Raw genomic sequence first — 20828 nt, 5'->3', positions numbered from 1 at the left:
AAGGGTGGAGGTCGCTTAGCTGGAACGCTATCCCTGTGGGAGCGGTGCTTGCCCGCGATGCAGACACCGCGATTTTGCAGGTGAACCGAGTTGCTCTTATCGCGGGCAAGCACCGCTCCCACAGGGATAGCATCCCAGTTCAAGATCTGTGTACTGCTGAATAAGGGAAAGACTGCTGAGTAAAGGGACCACCGCACCCTGTTGCAGGGTGCGGCGTTGAAGGGGTCCACAATGTTGCTCTATGTGCTACTGCGCTGCTTTAACCACTTCGACGGGTTGATCAGGACCCTTCGACAGGCTGTAAACATAAGCGGCCAGCAGCTGTACTTTGTCATTGCCCAATAAATCGGCCTGAGCAGGCATATGACCTTGGCGACCAAGACGAATGGTCTGCTGCAACTGCGCCAGGCTGGTGCCGTAGATGAAACCGCCCGGCTGTGTGAGGTTTGGAGCGCCCATGACTTCGGTGCCTTTACCCGTTGCGCCATGACAGGCTACACAGGTAGAGCTGAACACTTGCTGTCCGGCGGCCAGATCCGCCTTGTCATCGGCGGGCAGTGGCAGCCCCGCCAGTGAGTGGCGCACGTAAGCTGCAACGTTCTTTACGCCTTCCTCGCCGATGACCAGTCCCCAGGCTGGCATGGCTGCGACCCGACCCGCCATGATGGTGGTCTTGATCGTGTCGGCAGAGCCGCCCCAGCGCCAGTCGTTATCCGTCAGGTTCGGGAAGCCGTAAGCGCCTTTGGCGTCCGAGCCATGGCAAACCGAGCAATTGGAAGCAAACAGACGGCCACCCATTTGCAGCGCTTGCGGATCTTTGGCGACTTCCTCCACTGGCATGGCCGCAAATCGGGCAAAGATCGGCCCGAAGCGGGCATCGGCCTTGTCCATTTCCTTCTGCCATTCGTTGACGCCGGTCCAGCCGTCTTCATAGCCGGGGGCGATGCCTTTCCAGTTACCCAGCCCCGGATACAGGATCAGGTAACCCACCGCGAACACCAGCGTACCGGCGAACAGCATGAACCACCATTTGGGCAGCGGGTTGTCATATTCCTCGATGCCATCGAAGCTGTGCCCCATGGTCTGGTCGGTACTGCCTTTGGTTTCGCCCTTGCGCGTGCCGATCAACAGCCAGGTCAGGCCGATCAGGCTGCCAATGGTCAGCACGCAAATGTAGGTGCTCCAGAAGGTGGTCATGGCTGTTTACTCCGCACAACAGGCTGCTCTTTTGAAAGTTGCTCGATAACGGGTTTCGGCAAAGGCTCGTCGGCGAACGGTGCGAGGCGGGCTTCGGCGAATTCAGCGTTGCGTCGACTGCTGAACACCCAGAGCGACAGACCAATGAATGCAATGGCCACGACCAGAGTGCCGAGGCCGCGTAGATCTTGAATATCCATGGCTCACCTCTTGCTCTTGATCGCAGTGCCGAGCACTTGCAGGTAGGAAACCAGCGCATCCATCTCGGTCTTGCCCTTGAGGGAGGCAACCGCACCGCTGACATCGTCATCGGTGTAAGGCACCCCCAGAGTGCGCATGGCCTTGATCTTGGCTTCGGTGTGGCTGCTGTCGACTTGCTGCGTGACCAGCCATGGATAAGCAGGCATTTTCGATTCCGGCACGACGTTGCGCGGGTTGTATAAATGCGCACGGTGCCAGTCATCCGAGTAGCGTGCGCCGACTCGTGCGAGGTCCGGGCCGGTGCGCTTGGAGCCCCACAGGAACGGATGATCCCAGACGCTTTCGCCCGCCACCGAATAATGGCCGTAGCGTTCTGTCTCGGCGCGGAACGGACGGATCATCTGCGAATGACAGCCTACGCAGCCTTCACGGATATAGATGTCGCGGCCTTCCAGTTGCAGCGCGGTGTAAGGCTTCATGCCTTCAACCGGTTTGTTGGTGACGTCCTGAAAGAACAGCGGGACGATTTGAGTCAAGCCGCCAATGCTGACGGCCAGCACCATCAGAATCATCAGCAGGCCAACGTTTTTCTCGATAGTTTCATGTTTCATGGCGAGCTCCTCAGGCCATCTGCGCAGCGGCGGCAGCTTCGACAGGGTTGGAGGCCCGCACGGTGCGCCAGGTGTTGTAAGCCATCAGCAACATGCCCAGCAGGAAGATCGCGCCGCCTGCCAGGCGCACGATGAATCCGGGATGGCTGGCCACCAGTGCTTCGACGAAGGAGTAGGTCAAGGTGCCGTCTTCGTTGACCGCACGCCACATCAGGCCTTGGGTGATCCCGTTGACCCACATCGACGCGATGTAGAGCACGGTGCCAATCGTGGCGAGCCAGAAGTGCGCGTTGATCAGGCCGATGCTGTGCATCTGCGGGCGACCGAAGACTTTCGGGATCATGTGGTACAGCGCGCCAATGGAGATCATCGCCACCCAGCCCAAAGCACCGGCGTGCACGTGGCCGATGGTCCAGTCGGTGTAGTGGGAGAGGGCGTTGACGGTCTTGATTGCCATCATCGGACCTTCAAAGGTCGACATGCCGTAGAACGCGAGAGACACGACAAGAAAACGCAGCACCGGATCGCTGCGCAACTTATGCCAGGCACCTGAGAGGGTCATCATGCCGTTGATCATGCCGCCCCAGCTCGGCGCAAGCAGGATCAGCGACATCACCATACCCAGCGACTGCGCCCAGTCTGGCAGGGCGGTGTAGTGCAAGTGGTGTGGCCCGGCCCAGATGTACAGGGTGATCAGCGCCCAGAAATGCACGATGGACAGGCGATAGGAGTAAACAGGACGTTCGGCCTGTTTCGGCACGAAGTAGTACATCATCCCCAGAAAACCCGCCGTCAGGAAAAAGCCCACCGCGTTGTGCCCGTACCACCATTGCACCATCGCGTCGGTCGCACCGGAGTACAGCGAGTAGGACTTGGTCAGGCTGACCGGCAGCTCCAGGTTATTGACGATGTGCAGCACGGCAACAGTGAGGATGAACGCACCGAAGAACCAGTTACCGACATAAATATGTTTGGTCGTGCGCGTGGCCACGGTGCCGAAAAACACGATGGCATAAGCCACCCAGACAATCGTGATCAGGATGTCGATGGGCCATTCCAGCTCGGCGTATTCCTTGGAACTGGTGTAACCCAGCGGCAGGCTGATGGCCGCCAGCAGGATCACCAATTGCCAGCCCCAGAAGGTGAACGCTGCCAGCTTCGGCAGGAACAACCGGGTCTGGCAGGTCCGTTGTACCGAGTAATAGGAACTGGCGAACAGCGCACAGCCGCCGAACGCGAAAATCACCGCGTTGGTGTGCAGTGGACGCAAACGACCGAAGCTCGTCCAGGGAAGATCGAAGTTCAATTCAGGCCAGACCAGTTGGGCGGCGAGAAAGACGCCGAGGCCCATCCCGACAATTCCCCAGATCACCGTCATAATGACGAACTGGCGGACCACCTGATAGTTGTAGGCGGTACTGTTAGTTGTGTTCATTTAGTTATATTTCCCATCCAGGCTAGGTCGGGGCGTTACGCGCAGGTTTAGCGCCGGTTATTGGCAGACTCATCAAAAGCGAGGCAAGCATGAGCATTGGGCAAAGTGCCGGTATTGACGAAGATCAATGCGCGCAACTGGCGAAAGACCACAGCTGGTTATGGAATCAGGCGGTTACAGCCACACTAAGCGAGCCTTTGGCGACGCTGATCCTGGCTCACGGGGCAGGCGCACCGATGGACAGCGATTTCATGGACGACATGGCTGAGCGCCTTGCCGGGCAAGGCGTCAACGTGTTGCGCTTCGAGTTTCCGTACATGGCCCAGCGGCGGGTCGACGGACGTCGTCGGCCTCCTAATCCGCAGGCACAGCTGCTCGAATGCTGGCGGCAGGTGTACGCCAGCGTGCGACCTCATGTCACTGGATACCTGGCCATTGGCGGCAAGTCCATGGGGGGACGCATGGCCAGCCTGATTGCCGATGAACTGGAAGTGGATGCACTGGTCTGTCTGGGCTATCCGTTCTACGCAGCGGGCAAACCGGAAAAACCCCGGGTCGCCCATCTCGCTGAGTTGAAAGCCAGAACGCTCATCGTCCAGGGCGAACGCGATGCATTGGGTAATAAAGAAACCGTCGAGGGTTATGCCTTGTCCACGGCGATTGAATTGCTGTGGATCCCTACCGGCAATCACGACCTCAAGCCATTGAAGTCGGCGGGCGTCAGCCATGACCAGTGCCTGGCCGAAACGGCTCAGCGTATTGCCCAGGTGCTGACCTAGAACGTCTTGCAGTCCAGGTCGAACGCGCCATCAGTGACTGAAAAATTGATCGCCGAAATGCTGAAACTGAACTCACCCCGCAAACGTGGGGCGCAGCGGTCGACTTCCAGCAGCGTCAAATGGCCGTCCTGAAAATGCGCTGAGTGATAAATCAGGCTTTTGAAGTGCGGCGTCCGGTTGTAAACGAAGTTGATTCGCGAGTTACCGACAATGTCATAGGTGCCAGGCAGTAGGTCACGGTCGAAAAACAACCCAATGCTGACGCGCTTGCCACCGACCTTTCCATCAGCGATGACCTTCCAGATCCAGTGGTTGGGTCTGGTTCCCAGTTCCGGACGTAAAGTCGACCCGGCCAGCACCGACCTTACAACCAGAGGCTGATGATTGACCGTAGCCCGGAACTCGCCGGGGCTGAATCGCATTGACGCGATAGACGGTTCGGAAAAACCGGACGTGTTCATGAGTGTGCTCTGCGCAGGTTCAAGGGATGTCGCAAAGGGAAAAGAGCGCCGCCATCTCGACGACGCCCGAAAAGTGAAATGGGGTCCACTGAACAGCCAGTGCCCGGCTTCAGCGGATCGCTACCCCCAGCGAGGTGTTGTGGTACTTGAGCTTGTAGTTGGAGCCGGTCACCAGGTTTTTCACGAAATACCACTTCATGCCGACCAGATTTTGCGCCGCAACTGTTGATGACCAGTAATTGCCATTGCCTAGCGGCCACTGACTGCCGAAGGTATTGAAAATCTGATTCAACTCGTCACTGGATGGTAGCCGTGCACCTTTGGCCGCCGCCGCGTCATTCATCTGAGCAAAGCTTCCGCTGCCGAGGCCCAGACAGTGAATCACCCCGGTCACCGATACCTGATAACTGGCGGTCTCACCGCGAGCATCCGTCACCGAAATCGTCGCGGTGCCTTTGCCGCGTACAGATGTCATACCGGTTGCATCGACCTGTGCCACCTGGCTATCGCTCGACCGATAGGTATAGGGCGATAGCCCGCCACTGGCCGTGCGCCGCACCGTGGTATGGGGCGGGAACGAAGGAAGAAGCTCCGGCGAGGCGGGGATCAGATAAACCTTGCCGTTAAGGGTTACCGGCGAGGTATCGAACTGAATGCCTTGCTGGACTTGCATCCACAAAGGCGCCGACACCACCGCAGTGCCCGATCGCGTCACGGTATAAGTCGCACTCGCGGACCCGCCGATGCTCTGGACGATATAGGCCTTGGGGATATTGAACTGCAACTGCGCGTCAGCACCGATCACTTGCGCTGGCGTGTCGTAGCGGCTGGTCCCTTCCCAGCGAACAAATACACTGTCGCCGCTGCTCATGTCGGGGTAACTGAGCCGCACTGTCGCGCCTGATTCGGGGATATTCGACGGGGTGAGAAGGCCGTCGGGGCCGACGGTGTCCATGGTTGGGGCGGGGAGGCGGGTTGGGGCTCCCAGGACTGTTAATCTAAGGGGTACGGAATTCTGTACGATGCCTGACGCTCGGCGAACAGTGTAGGTTGCTTCGATAGAAAGCCCTGCATTGGCTTCAATTATCACCTTCGAAAATACAGCAGATAGTTCTTTTCCCTCATCAGCGTTTGTAACTACCTTTTCTTTAGTATCTCGCGCCTTGGGGCCTGCGATGCTAAACAGGATGTAATCATCAAGTTTCAAATTTGCGCTGGCGGCAACCACGAATGTTGCGCCATTGACAACATCAACTGGCGCCAGAGTTTCACCCTTGGCTTCTTTAATTCGTGGCTCTGGCAGTGGCCCCATTACCGTTTCCTTAACGATGAATGAGAGTTCGCGTGATGTATATTTTTGATTGCGGCGCTCTACCTCGTACCATACCCTGACCTGAGTATTGATGCTGGCCAAAACGACGCTCTTCAAGACCCTGAAAACAATCTCACGATTTACCGTTCCGCTATTTATGGTCGTGTAGGTACTGAAGTCTCCCTCTGGAGAACGGCCAATCCAGTGAACGACAACTTTATCGCCGGCCTCCATTCCGTTGTAGGGTTGGATACGAACTTTAGCCTCCAACACCAGATCCGTGGGATCCAGTACACCTTCAGCGTCTACGTTATCAACAGCAGGAGCAGGCAACGGAGCACTGGTGTCATGGCTCACACTCAGGTCCAGCACCGGTGATTTGAAAAAAGCTCTCATGAACGTGTTGACTGTGTAATACACCTGCACTGAGCCACCGGCCAACACGCTAATTTTATCCTGGGGTATTCGAAACGCCAGCACCTTACCAATATCATCACGGTTTAGAGTCCTGAGCTCTTCGTGCATCACGTTAGCGCCGCCGGCAGTTTTACCTGCCCATACGAGTGTGACGTCATTACCGTCAGCCATGAAGTAGTAGGGTGGAATTAGCGCAGAGACATTTCGCGATGCGGGGTCGAGGACGTTCTCATTAGCCGCGGGTATAGTTGGCGGTTGTAATTGCTGAGGTTCACCAATAATCGTCAGGGACAAGCTTTTGGAACGAAGCATTACCCCCGTTGATTTTTTAACCGTGTACTTAAGGCGCGCCCGACCTTGAGTAATAGGGATAAACTGTTCAAAAGGCAGTAAGAACTCAACAAAAGCTGACGGATTTTGTACCAGCTCGGTGGAGGTGTAAGGCTCCAGTTCAATGCCTTCAGCCGTGTTACGCTGGATGACAAGTGTCACTTCGTCTCCGAGAGCAATTTGCGGGTTAGGGACCACAAGCGCTTGGACGGATGCTCCTCCTAGTTTGTCGAGATCAAGTATCAAATTTGCTGCCTGCGGAGCCACTGGCGCAGGAAGACTAGAGTTACCCGCTTCAACTTCGGTATAGGCCGGTTGGGACCAGCGTGACCAGTTGTTCACCACATCGCGAATTTCGTAACGCACCTCCAGCATGTCAGAGTCGCCAGCAGTTTCGATAACGCGCTCAGGTACGGGAATGACAACAGGCTTTCCGATGTGACCTTCAGATGTCAGCCGATGCGAAATCAGCTCTCCGCTCCAGGACAAAGTAATGTTGTCGCCCACTGCCATATTTAGATAGGGGGGGATTGTCACACTCACTCCTTCCGGAGACGTAATGATTCCCAGAGGAAGAATAGTTGGTTTCAGTAGCGCATCGTTTTCATAGGGTGTACTAGGGTCAGGGTCTCTTCCGCCTGGGATGGCTAGCTTAACAATAACGTCCGTGGGTAAGGACATTTCAGGAGTGTTAGAGGGGAATGGTGTATAGGTGTATTGCACGCTTACGGTACCTTGATCAATAAACTGCGTGCCTACATATAAAGAAAAGATACCGTTAGTGTCTGGCGCGTCGGGGGAGTGAGTGTAATGGTCTACGGGATCATTGTGGCTCCCCCAGTACAGATCGATACGATCTTTTGGATGCATATCAATGGGGCCTATTAGTACTTCTAATGACTTGGTGGGGTCCGCAATGTCAACGTCACCAATCCCGCCTTCATTGTGACTAAGGATTGTGGGGTGCGGCAGTGCTTTTAAGATTTTATTTGTATTCATAATAAAGTCCTTTTAGGAGGAGGCAGGGGGTTCCCCTGCCTCTCGGTTACTGGTTCAGAAATATAGGGTTAACGATAGTTGCAGGTGTTGCCGCGTCGCATATCTACATAAACGCTAGCTCGCTTGGAATTACCTTGGCCTTTGTCGCTTTGTACCTGAAAAAAAGCTTCAGCATGACCGTAGCAGTGTCTGATTAGTCGCTCTCGAGGAACCAGAATGTTGTAGCCGTTCACAACGTCGATCTCTGTAAGTTTCGGCGAGGTGTGCGTCCATATGAATTTTTGCTCACCGCCTACAAGGTCATCATAAGCTTCATAGGTGAAAACAATGGTTTGTCCTGCTTCGATGTTTACATACGGTTTGATATAAACAGGAGCCCCGTTGGCTGCGAGTTCTTCGTTTATCGCGCCATTTTCGTTAAGTGCTGTGAATTGAGGAGCGTCAGGCCCGTCGGGACCGCCCGGCAACTCATCTCTGGATTGAACGATAATCCCCTGTTCAGGAGCTGTTGAGGTATTAGGATTTCCTGGGCTTTTGACTGTGTAATACACACGAATGTCATTGCCGGTGCCAACGGGTCTGAATTTGCCGTTCTGAGCGGTCAGCAATAGCGGGCGACCAGCGGCTACGTCGGTGTTGGAAATGCGGTAAGGTTGCTGCAGAACTTCTTGCCCCCCCCAATAGATATCAATGATTTGTGATGCCTGAAACCTGTCATTCCAATTAATGATGATGGTCGCATCCAATTCGTAGTCATTGACATCGATAAAATTGTCTTCATTGTTTGGTAGACTGCTTCCGCCCCTAACGGTTGCTTTATCCAGTCCCCCTGGAACGGGTAGTTCTACGTTTACAACCACCTCAAGAGATTGTGAGAAACCAACGATATGGCCGTCACGGATAACGTCATATTTCAGTTCGCGAAGACCATTGCCTGCTTTTTCGATGGTCTCGTAGGACACATAAAAAAGTAGAACAAAAGGTTCCTCGAGATCTTCCGGCGCCACTGGATAAGGCCCCAGCGACTCGCCACCCCAGTGGAGCACTATTTCATCGCCCTCAATGATCACCAAGGACGACGGAATTTTTACTTCAACACTCTCCTTCGCATCAATGTAATTGATGATGCCGTCATAGTTTTCGATGACTGGTGGCAAAAGGTCAGGCGTGATATCTGTCAGAAAGAGAGGGATGGTTACCTTGCGGGAGTCCGGGGAGACGTTGCCAGCTCGATCAGTCACAGTATAAAAAGTGGCGCCAGCAGAGTTACCCAAGGATGTCAAAAATGCTTTTTCGAAGTTTACCTCGATAGGGGTGTCCTCCTCTTCATCGCCTGTCAGGGTTACTTCAGGACCGTCCACCGAACCCCAGTAGGTTTTGATAACGTCTCCTTTGCTAAGTCCGGTATAGCCGAAAATTTTGCCTGTCAGCACGTCACCCATTTCACTAAGTTCTGCAGCAGTCAGTCCATCTTTTGCCTCTTCAGGGAACTCCATAAAGCCCAATTGGTGGGCGCCCGGTGGTGTTCGGTCCACAATGAGCTGCCTAACCGCAGACGGACGAGTACCGCCGCCAGGATTTGCCTTTACAAGGTAGATTAGGTCATAGAGGCCATCATCTCTCAGCGAGGTGTCTGTCGGGATATCCAGCGTTAAAATGGTTCCGGCAGGTGGGATGGAAGTGAGTTTTTCAGGTTCTCCAAGAATGTCATCGCCGAGTTGAAGTTGGTAACTGTCGTTTATCTTGGGATCGTCCCAAATAGGAAAAGTAACGGAAACATTAGGAATTAGATCCTCTGTTTTGATTAGCCCATCCAATGGATCGGCAACGGGTACCGAAGGCTTCGTCAGTAATTCATCCTGTCTTGGACGACGAGTGGTCAAGTAGCGTGTTCTGTTATGCATGATTATTTCCATCTATAGTTAAAAGTCGATAAGCGTCACGACGCATGATCCATTAGAGATCATAGGTATGCCTCGGAGAGCGTTTTTGTGTCCTGTAGATAGACCTCTCGATCTATCTGAATTTCAACTAATAGCAAATTTCGTTCGGGGTCAATGGTTTTGTAGGTAATTATTTTTTACCTGTGCGGCTCTTAGCTGTGGTGCGGATTTGAGGTTTGATGTGCGATTGAGTACATGAGGATAGATGCTCTCCGTCCGTAGGATTTATTTTATATCTCGATAGGAAACGTCCTACAATTTTCCTTATTTCCGTTGCTGGTGTAAGAAGATTCTTTGTCGATAATTGCCAGTCTTTATCGAGAGGAAATTACCGTGAGTTTTATCGGGAAGTCGAACGTCTTATGGTGTGTGAGTTTGGGGGTGTATTCATTTTCATGTTCTGCGGTGGCTAATGTAGAGACGCTGCAGCAAGTGATTGACAATGGCTACAGTTTTATTAATTCGACAGTTCTGCCTGACAGTTATCTCATTAAAAATGGCTCTCTTTTGGAAGCTGATAATGCCACACTAAAAAGTCTGGTCTCCCGAAACTCGAGGGTATCTCTGAAGAATGATACTCATGTGCACGGCGAGCTCAGGCTTGAGCATGGTAGTACTTTTGAAGTTAGTGAAAGCTCAATCAATCATATTGTTGGCAGCATTGCGATGTACGTGGGCGAGGGCTCAAAGGGTGTGATTGCCAATAGTAAAGTCGTGGGTGTTGGATTGGCTCTCAGCGTTAATAAAGGTGGGGAGCTAGCAATTGTAAATACAACAATTAAGGCGAGCGAAGCTTTAGACCTCCATACGGGTTGGGGGCTTGGGGTTTTTGGATCCAAGGTTGAAGTGTCAGAAGGAAGCCGAATAGAGGGGCTTGCGAACGGTATTCATGTTTCCTTGCCAACGGCGGGTGAAGTGGATTATGTCACAAGTTATTTGTCGATTAGTGATTCGCATGTGCAGTCGTATGATGAATCTGCGATCAAGGTTGCAGGCCTCTACGGCCTAGGTGTTGTTGCTAATATCGACATCTATGACGACTCTACCATTGTCGCTGGTAATGGAAATTTGCTGGAAGTTATAGACTACAGCACAGCCAATTTAAAGGTTGAGAACAGCACCCTAAACGGCAACCTCGTTGCTGACACCAGCAGCACCCTGAACGTTACCCTGCAACGCAATGCCCAACTGACCGGCAATATCATCAACAGTGATAAGTTGGCGATTAGCTCCGGGGCGAGCTGGACATTGGCGGATAGCAATCAGGTGAACGCGCTGGCAATGGAGGGCGGGCGGGTGAGTTTCGGCGAGGGAGCGTACAAGACGCTGACGCTGGGCGAGCTTTCCGGTCGTGGGACTTTTGATATGCGGGTCAATCTGGATGAACGTCAGGGTGATTTGCTGCGAGTCGAGGGGCTGGCTACCGGTAATCATGGCCTGCGGGTGAAAAACACAGGTGTTGAGGTGGTCGACCCTGACATGCAGCGCTTGCTGCTGGTGGACACCGACGGTGGCGATGCGCAGTTCAGTCTGGTGGGCGGGCGTGCGGATCTGGGTGTTTATTCCTACGAGCTGGAGCAGCAGGGCGATGACTGGTTCATTGTCGGTTCGGGCAGGGGGATCAGTCCGTCGACCCAAAGTGTACTGGCGCTGTTCAATGCAGCCCCGAACATCTGGAACAGTGAATTGAGCACATTGCGGAGCCGTATCGGTGAGGTGCGCGGCCATGAACAGGGCGGCGGCTGGATGCGCGCTTATGGCAGCCGTTTCAATGCCAGCACCGGTGATGGTGTTGACTATCGAAACAACCAGAGCGGCATGACCCTGGGTGCGGATGCTCCGCTGCCGGTAAGCGTCGGGCAGTTGTCATTGGGCTTGATGGCCGGTTACAGCAAAAACGATCTGGCGATCGGGCAGGGCACCAGCGGCAAGATCGGCAGCTACTACGTCGGTGGTTACGGCACCTGGTTGCTGGACGATGGTTACTATCTGGACGCGGTGCTCAAGCTCAATCGCTTCCGTAACGAGTCCAAAGTGGCCATGAGTGACGGGGACAGGGCGAAGGGTAATTACCAGAGCACCGGTCTCGGTGGTTCGCTGGAATTTGGCAGAAACATCCGCTTTGCCGACGGCTATTTCCTTGAGCCGTATGCACAGTTTTCCAGCGTGTGGATCAAGGGTGACAGCTACGCGCTGGATAACGGTATGCAGGCGCGCAATGATCAGACTCAATCGGTGTTGGCCAAGGTCGGAGCGTCGGCTGGCCGTAGCATCATCCTCAAGGATGGCGCAGTGGTGCGACCTTACGTGCGACTGGCAGCCGCTCAGGAGTTTGCCCGCGACAACGAGGTCAAGGTCAACTCGACGCGTTTTGATAATGATTTGTCTGGATCACGGGCGGAAGTGGGCGCCGGGGTTTCTGTGTCCTTGTCTGAACGTCTGCAGTTGCATGCTGACTTTGATTATATGAAAGGTCGGCATGTCGAGCAGCCATGGGGCGCGAATGTGGGGTTGAAGTTAGCGTTCTAATCTAAAAAGGCGGATTGAGATGGCTTGATAGAACCTAAGTCCTCCAAGCCCATTACACGTCTGTATGACCCCCGGCGAACCGTCGTCGGGGGGGTTGTTTTTATAGCCCGTCAGGCAGCATCTATCGGACTGCCTGGGCCGCGACCCGTACGTCTCTGCTTGGGCGGCGCGGGATCGCGGTTGACCGTGACGCGTACGGCGGGAGAGGTGCCAATCAACTGCTGATCGCGATGGACCTCATAGTAGACATCCACCAGACCGTAGTGCAGATGAGCGATGAAATCGTAGCTGATGCACAGGACGCGTACTGTGCTGTCTTTATCGATGGTACGTAAATGAATCTGGGTCGAGGATTTGTTCTGCCCCCAATAAAACACCAAGGTATCGCCCAGACGCATTTTCTCTGAGCCAGGAATATTGACATTGACTCCAGCATGAGCCTGTTCGTAGGTCACGGTATTAGGCTTGACGTGCGACAGCTTGGGGGCTTTCAAGTGTCTGGAGATGTTCAGTTCGGGATGCTGTATTGACACAGTGTCGTCCGTAACTTGTGGAAGTGGATTGATGGGCACGATTTTTAGTTTTAAGAGGTGCCCCGGTTCGGATGACGAGGGGTGGAGGTCGGCCGGGTCCATACGGGTGTTTATATTAAACGGTGCATTAATAGTGGGTACGTCATTCATCTTTTTCGTCCTGAATCATAGATGGGGTTGAGTTGTTATCCGGCTGTGGCGGCGCCTCCATGGCATTCATGGGCGTATTAGAGTGTGTTGTGTTTGCAAGGTCAAGTCGGACGATTCTGATTAATAGCTAATACCGTTCGTAGTAGTGGTAATGTTTTTTGTTTTGTGAGGCGCGGCAGTACTTGCGGAAATTTCATGCGGATTAACAATAAAAATCCTGCACGCAAATGCATGCAGGTTTTTTTACTTGTCACTCAAATGAATGGTGCTTGCTGCTAGCGTTGCAGCGTCAGTTCAACTGACTGCGCCAGAATAGACCGGTTACCCGCCCGGTCAGTTACGTGGTAAGTAATATTTACCCTGTCGCTGAACAGGCCTTCAAGAAATTCCTGTGTGAATGAAATTTCAACGGGCGTGGAGGTTAGGTTTTCAGGCAGTACACGATGAATGGGGCCCAGGGTGCCATTGCAGACCGTCTGTATCAGGTCGCCGGTCTCCATGCCTGCGTAGCTTGGGATCTTCGCGTTCAGAAACTCTCCGAAGCTTACGTTCGCAAGCATGGCGGGTGCCAGCAGGGCCGCGCCTGGGGAGGTTCGATCTACGATCAGTGGTGTGGTCGCAGAGTCGTTACTCACGAGACTCTTGTCGTTAGTAGCTCTCATCCCCAAGCTGTAAATACCTTCGTTCAGCAAGTGTTCGGGATCGAGAGACATTGTTACGACATCTCCTGGGGTGTCGGCCTCAGCCATAGTCCATGTTCTACCGATTAGCTCTTCATTCAGCATAAGCTGCATGAAGTAGCCAGGACGCATTCCTTCCCAGATAGTGATCTCCACGTTAATAGGCTTGTTTAAATCACTGATCCGCAATAGTCCGTCAATCGGGTCGGCAGCGGGTACGAACGGTGTGGGAAGTCCACTTTTTTTAATATGAGTGCTCATTTTTTTGGTTCTCCAGGGTGCGCCTATAATCCGGCGGATCCATAAATTGATTAAGTTTTCAGACTTCACCCCTATAAATACCCGCTGGGTGGCAGCTATCTATGTGAGATGAACTCTAAAATTCAACTAATCGGAACCCGTTCCACCTGTCAACGCTCTCCACTCCAAAAACCAACCCAAAACCCCCTATCTATTTACTTTCAGAAGTTGCCTACAAGCTATTTCTTAATGTTTGTAGTCCCGAGCTGCGCAAGCACACCTCAGGAAGAAATGAGTTCACTGCATACAGTGAATCTTATCGTCAGAAGTATCGCCCCCCGGCTAAAGCCAGTCCTACGGATCACATTCCACTGCTCGAACCATTGCATTGGTAAAAGAACCGTTGCCACCATGCTTTCCTTGAAAAACACTCAATAAAAAACCCCGGCAGAAAATGTCTGTCGGGGTTTTTCGATAACGCTGGATAATCAGCGGTTAAAGCGCTCCACCAGCGAGTACTGCGAGTTGGCCGTATCGGTCAGTTCGCCACTCAGCACCGCCGAGCGTTGTGCTTCGTCGGAGGTCTGGTCGGCGAGATCGGCGATGGTGGCGATGTTGCGGCTGATCTCTTCGGCGACCGAACTTTGTTCATCGGTAGCGGCGGCTATCTGAGTCGCCATGTCGGTGATGTTGGCGACCGCTTCGCTGATGCCGATCAATGCCTGGTCGGCCTCCAGCACTTTGGCGACGCCTTCTTCCGCCTGACGGTGGCCGCTGTTCATGGTCTGCACGGCGGCGTTGGCAGTGCTCTGCAGTTTGGCGATCAGGCTGTGGATCTGTCCGGTGGATTCTGTGGTGCGTTGTGCCAACTGACGAACCTCATCCGCGACTACCGCAAAGCCCCGGCCCATTTCCCCGGCACGCGCGGCTTCGATGGCGGCGTTGAGAGCGAGCAGGTTGGTCTGGTCGGCAATGCCTTTGATCACGTCCACCACGCCGCCGATTTCATCGCTGTCGTGGGCCAGTTGAGTCACCGTCAGGCCGGTTTCGCCAACGGCTTTCGACAGCCGTTGAATGGCTTCGCGGGTCTCCCCGGCAATATCACGACCGCGACGGGTCAACTGGTTGGCTTGCTGAGTCGCGTCAGCGGTGCGCTGCACGTGGCTGGCAACTTGCAGCGTGGTGGCGGCCATCTGGTTGATAGCCGTGGCGACTTGCTCGGTCTCGACACGCTGACGCTCCAGGCCGCTGGAGCTGGCGTTGGCCAGGCTATTGGACTGGCGAGCCTGACCGGTCAGTTGCTCTGCCGTGTCCTGCAAGCGGGTCAGGCAGGTTTTCAAACGGGCTTCCTGGCTGAGGATCGACATTTCCAGGCGCGCTTGTGGGCCGCGGCTGTCGGTGTACATCTGCGCGATCAACGGGTCGGAAGTGGTCTGTTCCGCCAGACGCAGCAAGCGTTTGATGCCACGTTGCTGCCACGACAGGCCCAACAGCCCCAGCGGCACCGACAAACCTGCAGCCAAAGCAAAGCCCCAGCTGGTGTTCAGCCATACGCCGATAAGAAAGCTCAGTTGGCTGACCAGAATGAACGGCAGCCAATCCTGCAACACAGGCAGCCACTTGTCGCGGCTCGGGATAGCTGATTTGCCATTGTTCAGGCGGTTGTACAGCGCCTCGGCGCGCTTGATTTGCTCAGCGGTCGGTTTGACCCGTACGGATTCGAAACCCACTACTTTCTGGTTTTCGAACATCGGCGTCACATAGGCGTTTACCCAGTAGTGATCGCCGTTTTTGCTGCGGTTTTTAACGATGCCCATCCACGGCAGGCCTTGCTTGAGCGTCGTCCACATATGCTCGAAAACCGCTGGCGGCACGTCGGGGTGGCGAACGGTATTGTGTGGGGCGTTGAGCAATTCTTCCCGGGAGTAACCACTGATTTCGACGAAGGCGTCGTTGCAGTAAGTGATCACGCCACGGGCGTCGGTGGTGGAAATCAAACGCTGTTGTGCAGGAAATGTCCGTTCGCGTTGAGTGATGGGCTGGTTATTACGCATGAGCTGTCCGATCCGCTGGGGCTTTGTGACGTTATCGACAAAAATACTCATTTATTGAGCAAATTTGCGAAATGACCGGCAAGTCATTGACGCCAGTCATTGGCTTAGCGGTCGAACATCGGGTACGTGAAAAGGCTGAAGTGCACCAGATTGAGGCCGAAATGGGTGACCACTGCTGCCTGTAAACCGCCGAAACGGTAGGCAAGACCGTAGCCTATACCGGCGATTCCCGCGAGGAGCGCCCATTGCCATCCGCCACCGAGATGAGCCAGCCCGAACAACAGAGACGCTACGCAGAGTGCCAGCGTCGGTGCATGGGGCAGGCGATGCAAAATGCGCTGCAGGCCGCCTTGGAGATAGGCGCGAAAGAATAGCTCTTCAGTCAGCGTGACCAGCAACAGGTTGTTCAGCAGCCATAGCCAGCCTTGCGCTGGCCATTTGGCCGACCAACCGGTAACGCCCCGTGAAACAGCCAGTGTCATGCACACAACACAGGTGCCGAGCAGTGTCAGCACTGCAGTTTTTAATGCTCGCCTTGCAGGGATCGCCGGTAACAGCCACGGGCAGACCAACACGATCCAGAAGCCGATCAGCGGTTTATCCAGATTGAGGTACATCGAAAATGGCGCGGCTTCGGGGGAGAAGCGCTGTGCACCGATGACCCGTTCACTGAAGAATCCGGGTAACCAGTGCGTAGCCAGCGCGAGCGCGAGGATGATGAACAACCCGTGACCGAGGCAGATCACCGCTTTCTGGTTGAATTGCGTCACGCACACGCCCGCCATCACCAGCAGGCCAAACGTCACCGCTGCTGGCAGGCTGAGGTAGCCAAAGCTCAGGGCAATGCAGTAACCGAGGGTGAGTAAGGTCAGGCTGGTCCAGCGTATCGCCGGCATGGTTGCTCCTGGAGTCCGTTCGCGCGTAGCTTCTTGCAGCTGAAACAGACTGTTCCAGGCGGGCGCCAAGCTTCACTGATCGGGCAGGAGAATTTCCAGCTCTTTTGTAAGTTTTGTCTGAGGGAAAGTTTTGTCGGATGTTTCCGCAGGACAAAAAAGGCCGCTTGCGAGGAAGCGGCCTTTCGGGGACGCGGGACGATTCAGTCCTTGAGTGATTCGACTTTGCGCGGTGCCATGAAGTACATCCAGGTCAGGGCAATGAAGTACATCGCCGGGATCATCGTGAACAACACGCTGTAATTGTTATTGGTTGCAGTCAATACCGCACCGACGATCTGGGTCATGAACATCCCGCCGATCGCTGCACACATGCCGCCGAAGCCGAACACGGTGCTCATCAGGTGCTTGGGGGTGTAGTCCATCACCAGGCTCCAGATGTTTGCGGTCCAGGCCTGATGCGCGCCGACCGCAAGGGAGATCGCCAGCACCGCTACCCAGAGTCCGCTGGCGTTGGCGGCAAATACCACGCTGCAGATCGTGATTGCGAAGAGCAGCATCGACAGCAATCTTGCGGTAGTGGCGCGCATGCCTCGGCCAATCAGCCAGGACGAGAGAATACCGCCGCCGATGCTGCCAAAGTCAGCGGTCAGCCAGATCAGGATCAGCGGGATGCCCATCTGGGTCACGCTGATGCCCAGGTTGTATTGCTGATTGAGAAACGGCGGTAACCAGTACAGGTAGAACCAGAACACCGGCGCGGTTAGCGAGTAGGCAATGGCGAAAGCCCAGGTGCCACGCATTTTAAGAATATGCGAGAACGGCACTTTTACCGGCTCCGGCTCAGGATTCTGGTTGATGTAGTCCAGTTCGGTCTGGCTGACGCTTGGGTGTTCTTCAGGGTTGTAGTACTTCAAACGCCATGTCACGACCCAGATCAGACCGAGCAGGCCCATGCTGACGAACGCGGCTTGCCAGCCCCAGATGGTCAGAATAAACGGCAGCAGTGCCGGTGTGAGCATCGCTCCCACGTTGGTCCCGGCATTGAAGATGCCGGTGGCGATGGCGCGTTCACCGGCAGGGAACCACAGCCGCGTTGTTTTCACGCAGGCCGGGTAGTTGGCCGCTTCGGTCAGGCCGAGAATGAACCGGCAGATCATAAAGCCGGTGGCAGAGGTCGCCAGGCCGTGGGCGCCGGTAGCAACGCTCCAGAGCAAGACGGCGAGGAAGAACGCACGCTTCACGCCGACCCGGTCAATAAACCGTCCTTGCAGCAGGAAGCCAGCCGCGTACCCGACCTGGAACCAGAAGTTGATGTTGGCGTAATCCATCGCGGTCCAGCCCATTTCCTTGGCCAGGATGGGCTGCATGACGCCAAGGGCGGCGCGATCGATGTAGTTCAGGGTGGTGGCAAAAAATACCAGCGCGAGCATGCCCCAGCGAACTTTACCGACGGCCATGGCACCGCGGATTTTTTCGCCCATGCTGGCATGCGGATGAACGACGTTAGCCGTCTTGGCAGCAGAGTGTGTGTGAATCATGGTTAAGCCGTCCGTTCCAGGACTCAGGGGTAAACCCCGAATCAAGCTGTAAAAGCGTCTCGAATCGTGGCCATCAGGGGCCGCAGTGCGCTAAAGCGACAGGCAAGCCGCAGGAGCCGATTTCGTGGGCGCTGGATTTTAATCAGGCTGAGGCCGATCCGATACGCGTTTCTAGCAATACCGCTGATAGAAGGGCGTTCATCGGCACACGACTCCGGGCGCAGGAGCCACCAGGGCTTGGACGGAGGAGGGGGAAAACAGTATATGAAGGCATGTGCATGACCCTGTTTTTGAAATTGTTATGGTGTGCTTGCAAGGTTGTTACCAACTTGGGGCGGTTGTCCTTGTCCGACAAAGTGAGGCTGATGTTGCGCATGCCCGACAAAAGCGTCAATCAGACAAGCCTGCTTTTGGGCGATTATCGAACAATAAACTAACTGTCTGGTACATTATGAATTGCGATGGCCGCTGGCCGGGAGAATAATTCAGTTACCCAGAATCCGTGCAGTGCCGCCCGGGGGTACTGGGCAGCACCAGACATGCGATCCGCAGAGGTCGCACCTCACAGGAGTCAACCATGCAACGTTCGATTGCCACCGTTTCCTTGAGTGGAACCCTGCCGGAAAAACTCGAAGCCATCGCCGCTGCCGGCTTTGACGGTGTCGAGATTTTCGAAAACGACCTCCTTTACTACGACGGTAGCCCCCGCCATGTGCGGCAGATCTGCGCTGATCTGGGCATTGCCATTACCTTGTTTCAGCCGTTCCGTGACTTTGAAGGCTGCCGTCGCGATCGCTTGTCCCGCAACCTCGACCGCGCCGAGCGCAAGTTTGATTTGATGCAGGAACTGGGCACTGACCTGGTGCTGGTCTGCAGCAATGCCGCCGCCGATTCGGTGGGCGATGAAAGTATTCTCCGTGACGATCTGGCGATGCTGGCCGAGCGTGCTGGAGCCCGTCAGTTGCGGGTGGGTTACGAGGCGCTTGCGTGGGGCCGTCATGTGAATACCTGGGAGCAGGTCTGGAATCTGGTCAAGCAGGTTGATCACCCGGCATTGGGCGTTCTGCTCGACAGCTTTCATACCTTGTCGCTCAAGGGCGACCCGAGTGCCATTGCACAGATTCCCGGCGACAAAATCTTCTTCGTGCAAATGGCCGACGCACCTATTCTGGCTATGGATGTCATGGAGTGGAGCCGTCACTTCCGGTGCTTCCCGGGCCAGGGCGAGTTCGATCTGCCAGGCTTCCTCGCACCGATTCTGAAGAGCGGCTACACCGGGCCGCTGTCTCTGGAAATCTTCAACGACGGGTTCCGCGCCGCACCACCTCGCGCGAATGCGGCCGATGGCCTGCGCTCCTTGCTGTATCTGGAGGAGAAAACCCGCCTGCTGCTGGAAGAACAGAATCAGCCGGTAGCCAAAGACCTGCTGTTCAGCCCGCCGCCTGCGAGTACTTACAATGGCGTCGAGTTTCTTGAGTTTGCGGTGGACGATGCGCAAGGCGCACGTCTGGCCAGTTGGCTGGGTAATCTCGGTTTTGCGAAACTCGGTCAGCACCGTTCCAAGGCCGTCAGCCTGATGGGGCAGGGCGATATTAAGATCGTGCTCAACGCTGAGCCCTATTCGTTTGCTCACAGTTTCTTTGAGGCCCATGGCCCTTCGTTGTGCGCAACTGCATTGCGGGTCGAGAACGGCTCGGCAGCGCTGGAGCGTGCTCAGGCTTTCAAAGGTCAGCCTTATCGCGGGCTGGTGGGGCCTAATGAGCGGGAAGTGCCGTCGGTACGTGCACCGGACGGCAGTCTGATTTACCTGGTCGAGCCTGCTGTGCCGGGTGAGTCGATCTACGACATCGACTTCGTCGTTAACCCGAACGCCCAGGCCGGTGGCGGCTTGCAGCGTATCGATCACATGGCCATGGCGTTGCCCGCCGACAGTCTCGACAGCTGGGTGTTGTTCTATAAGAGCCTGCTGGATTTCGAAGCCGACGACGAAGTGGTGCTGCCCGACCCTTACGGTCTGGTGAAAAGCCGTGCGTTGCGCAGCCGCTGCAGCACGGTCCGTTTACCGCTGAATATCTCGGAAAACCGCAACACCGCGATCTCCCACGCGCTGTCCAGTTACCGAGGCTCAGGCGTACACCACATTGCTTTTGCCTGCGAGGATATCTTCGCCGAAGTCAGCCGGGCTAAAGAGGCTGGCTTGAAGCTGCTGGACATCCCGCTCAATTACTACGACGATCTTGCCGCGCGCTTTGATTTCGACGACGAATTCCTCAGCGAACTGGCTTACTACAATGTGCTCTATGACCGCGACGCCAATGGTGGCGAGCTGTTTCACGTGTATACCGAGCCGTTCGACGATCGCTTCTTCTTCGAGATCCTGCAACGCAAGAATGGCTATGTGGGTTACGGCGCCGCCAACGTTGCAGTACGTCTGGCCGCCATGGCCAAGACACGCAGCGGGGCCGCTCGTCAGGCCCGGCTTTGATCCATGTAGCGCAGTCATCTTGAGCTTCGAGGGCGGAA

15 protein-coding genes are annotated in these 20828 nt (G+C 55.1%); 3 read left to right on the top strand and 12 right to left on the bottom strand.

Annotation, left to right across the window (positions count from 1 at the left end; translation table 11 throughout):
• Positions 1–246: 246 nt before the first annotated feature.
• Genes ccoP through ccoN form a run of 4 tightly spaced genes read right to left on the bottom strand, consistent with a single transcriptional unit; the run spans position 247 to position 3444 of the window.
• Positions 247–1197 carry a cytochrome-c oxidase, cbb3-type subunit III gene (gene ccoP / locus AUC61_RS10530; protein WP_243245892.1) on the bottom strand — a complete coding sequence of 317 codons (951 nt, stop codon included), beginning with the start codon at positions 1195–1197 and terminating at the stop codon, positions 247–249.
• The gene (locus tag AUC61_RS10525; protein ID WP_243245890.1) at positions 1194–1397 is read right to left on the bottom strand and encodes a cbb3-type cytochrome oxidase subunit 3; all 204 of its coding nucleotides are present in this window, start codon (positions 1395–1397) and stop codon (positions 1194–1196) included. The genes ccoP and AUC61_RS10525 overlap by 4 nt, the downstream gene beginning before the upstream one ends.
• A 3-nt stretch (positions 1398–1400) precedes the next feature.
• The gene (gene ccoO / locus AUC61_RS10520; protein WP_122666322.1) at positions 1401–2009 is read right to left on the bottom strand and encodes a cytochrome-c oxidase, cbb3-type subunit II; all 609 of its coding nucleotides are present in this window, start codon (positions 2007–2009) and stop codon (positions 1401–1403) included.
• A gap of 10 nt (positions 2010–2019) precedes the next feature.
• Entirely contained in the window at positions 2020–3444 is a 1425-nt protein-coding gene (ccoN, locus tag AUC61_RS10515; protein ID WP_243245888.1) for a cytochrome-c oxidase, cbb3-type subunit I, read from the bottom strand.
• An 89-nt stretch (positions 3445–3533) separates the two neighbouring features.
• Here ccoN and AUC61_RS10510 point away from each other — a divergent pair, with 89 nt between their 5' ends.
• Entirely contained in the window at positions 3534–4223 is a 690-nt protein-coding gene (locus tag AUC61_RS10510) for an alpha/beta family hydrolase (protein WP_243245886.1), read from the top strand.
• On the opposite strand, the gene AUC61_RS10505 is transcribed toward AUC61_RS10510, so the two are convergent.
• From AUC61_RS10505 to AUC61_RS10495, 3 genes are all read right to left on the bottom strand, one after another.
• Complete coding sequence (locus AUC61_RS10505; protein WP_243245885.1) at positions 4220–4684, bottom strand: hypothetical protein; 465 nt, start codon at positions 4682–4684, stop codon at positions 4220–4222. The genes AUC61_RS10510 and AUC61_RS10505 overlap by 4 nt on opposite strands.
• Before the next feature lie 109 nt (positions 4685–4793).
• Entirely contained in the window at positions 4794–7742 is a 2949-nt protein-coding gene (locus AUC61_RS10500) for a hypothetical protein (RefSeq protein WP_243245884.1), read from the bottom strand.
• A gap of 68 nt (positions 7743–7810) precedes the next feature.
• Positions 7811–9646 (bottom strand): hypothetical protein, encoded by a 1836-nt coding sequence (locus AUC61_RS10495; RefSeq protein ID WP_243245882.1) that lies wholly within the window; start codon positions 9644–9646, stop codon positions 7811–7813.
• A gap of 372 nt (positions 9647–10018) precedes the next feature.
• On the opposite strand from AUC61_RS10495, the gene AUC61_RS10490 reads away from it, so the two are divergent.
• Positions 10019–12214: an autotransporter outer membrane beta-barrel domain-containing protein gene (locus AUC61_RS10490; protein ID WP_340163290.1), complete on the top strand. Its 2196-nt coding sequence runs from the start codon at positions 10019–10021 to the stop codon at positions 12212–12214.
• 110 nt (positions 12215–12324) lie between these two features.
• On the opposite strand, the gene AUC61_RS10485 is transcribed toward AUC61_RS10490, so the two are convergent.
• From AUC61_RS10485 to AUC61_RS10465, 5 genes are all read right to left on the bottom strand, one after another.
• On the bottom strand, positions 12325–12747 hold the full coding sequence (locus tag AUC61_RS10485; protein ID WP_243245880.1) for a hypothetical protein: 423 nt from the start codon (positions 12745–12747) through the stop codon (positions 12325–12327).
• A gap of 425 nt (positions 12748–13172) precedes the next feature.
• On the bottom strand, positions 13173–13838 hold the full coding sequence (locus AUC61_RS10480; protein WP_243245879.1) for an ADP-ribosylation factor GTPase-activating family protein: 666 nt from the start codon (positions 13836–13838) through the stop codon (positions 13173–13175).
• Between the two features lie 467 nt (positions 13839–14305).
• Positions 14306–15871: a methyl-accepting chemotaxis protein gene (locus AUC61_RS10475; protein WP_243245878.1), complete on the bottom strand. Its 1566-nt coding sequence runs from the start codon at positions 15869–15871 to the stop codon at positions 14306–14308.
• 104 nt (positions 15872–15975) lie between these two features.
• Positions 15976–16767: a CPBP family intramembrane glutamic endopeptidase gene (locus AUC61_RS10470; RefSeq protein ID WP_243245876.1), complete on the bottom strand. Its 792-nt coding sequence runs from the start codon at positions 16765–16767 to the stop codon at positions 15976–15978.
• 200 nt (positions 16768–16967) lie between these two features.
• On the bottom strand, positions 16968–18305 hold the full coding sequence (locus tag AUC61_RS10465; protein ID WP_243245875.1) for an MFS transporter: 1338 nt from the start codon (positions 18303–18305) through the stop codon (positions 16968–16970).
• A gap of 577 nt (positions 18306–18882) precedes the next feature.
• Here AUC61_RS10465 and quiC point away from each other — a divergent pair.
• On the top strand, positions 18883–20790 hold the full coding sequence (gene quiC / locus AUC61_RS10460; protein ID WP_243245872.1) for a 3-dehydroshikimate dehydratase QuiC: 1908 nt from the start codon (positions 18883–18885) through the stop codon (positions 20788–20790).
• Positions 20791–20828 lie beyond the last annotated feature (38 nt).

This window comes from Pseudomonas maioricensis (assembly GCF_022790535.1).
GTDB classification, from domain to species: Bacteria; Pseudomonadota; Gammaproteobacteria; order Pseudomonadales; family Pseudomonadaceae; genus Aquipseudomonas; species Aquipseudomonas maioricensis.
This window is presented reverse-complemented; position numbering and strand designations above follow the sequence as displayed.

Coding starts and splice junctions, on each gene's coding strand:
- ccoP (WP_243245892.1), bottom strand. CDS start 1,197: ATGACCACCTTCTGGAGCACCTACATTTGCGTGCTGACCATTGGCAGC.
- AUC61_RS10525 (WP_243245890.1), bottom strand. CDS start 1,397: ATGGATATTCAAGATCTACGCGGCCTCGGCACTCTGGTCGTGGCCATT.
- ccoO (WP_122666322.1), bottom strand. CDS start 2,009: ATGAAACATGAAACTATCGAGAAAAACGTTGGCCTGCTGATGATTCTG.
- ccoN (WP_243245888.1), bottom strand. CDS start 3,444: ATGAACACAACTAACAGTACCGCCTACAACTATCAGGTGGTCCGCCAG.
- AUC61_RS10510 (WP_243245886.1), top strand. CDS start 3,534: ATGAGCATTGGGCAAAGTGCCGGTATTGACGAAGATCAATGCGCGCAA.
- AUC61_RS10505 (WP_243245885.1), bottom strand. CDS start 4,684: ATGAACACGTCCGGTTTTTCCGAACCGTCTATCGCGTCAATGCGATTC.
- AUC61_RS10500 (WP_243245884.1), bottom strand. CDS start 7,742: ATGAATACAAATAAAATCTTAAAAGCACTGCCGCACCCCACAATCCTT.
- AUC61_RS10495 (WP_243245882.1), bottom strand. CDS start 9,646: ATGCATAACAGAACACGCTACTTGACCACTCGTCGTCCAAGACAGGAT.
- AUC61_RS10480 (WP_243245879.1), bottom strand. CDS start 13,838: ATGAGCACTCATATTAAAAAAAGTGGACTTCCCACACCGTTCGTACCC.
- AUC61_RS10475 (WP_243245878.1), bottom strand. CDS start 15,871: ATGCGTAATAACCAGCCCATCACTCAACGCGAACGGACATTTCCTGCA.
- AUC61_RS10470 (WP_243245876.1), bottom strand. CDS start 16,767: ATGCCGGCGATACGCTGGACCAGCCTGACCTTACTCACCCTCGGTTAC.
- AUC61_RS10465 (WP_243245875.1), bottom strand. CDS start 18,305: ATGATTCACACACACTCTGCTGCCAAGACGGCTAACGTCGTTCATCCG.
- quiC (WP_243245872.1), top strand. CDS start 18,883: ATGCAACGTTCGATTGCCACCGTTTCCTTGAGTGGAACCCTGCCGGAA.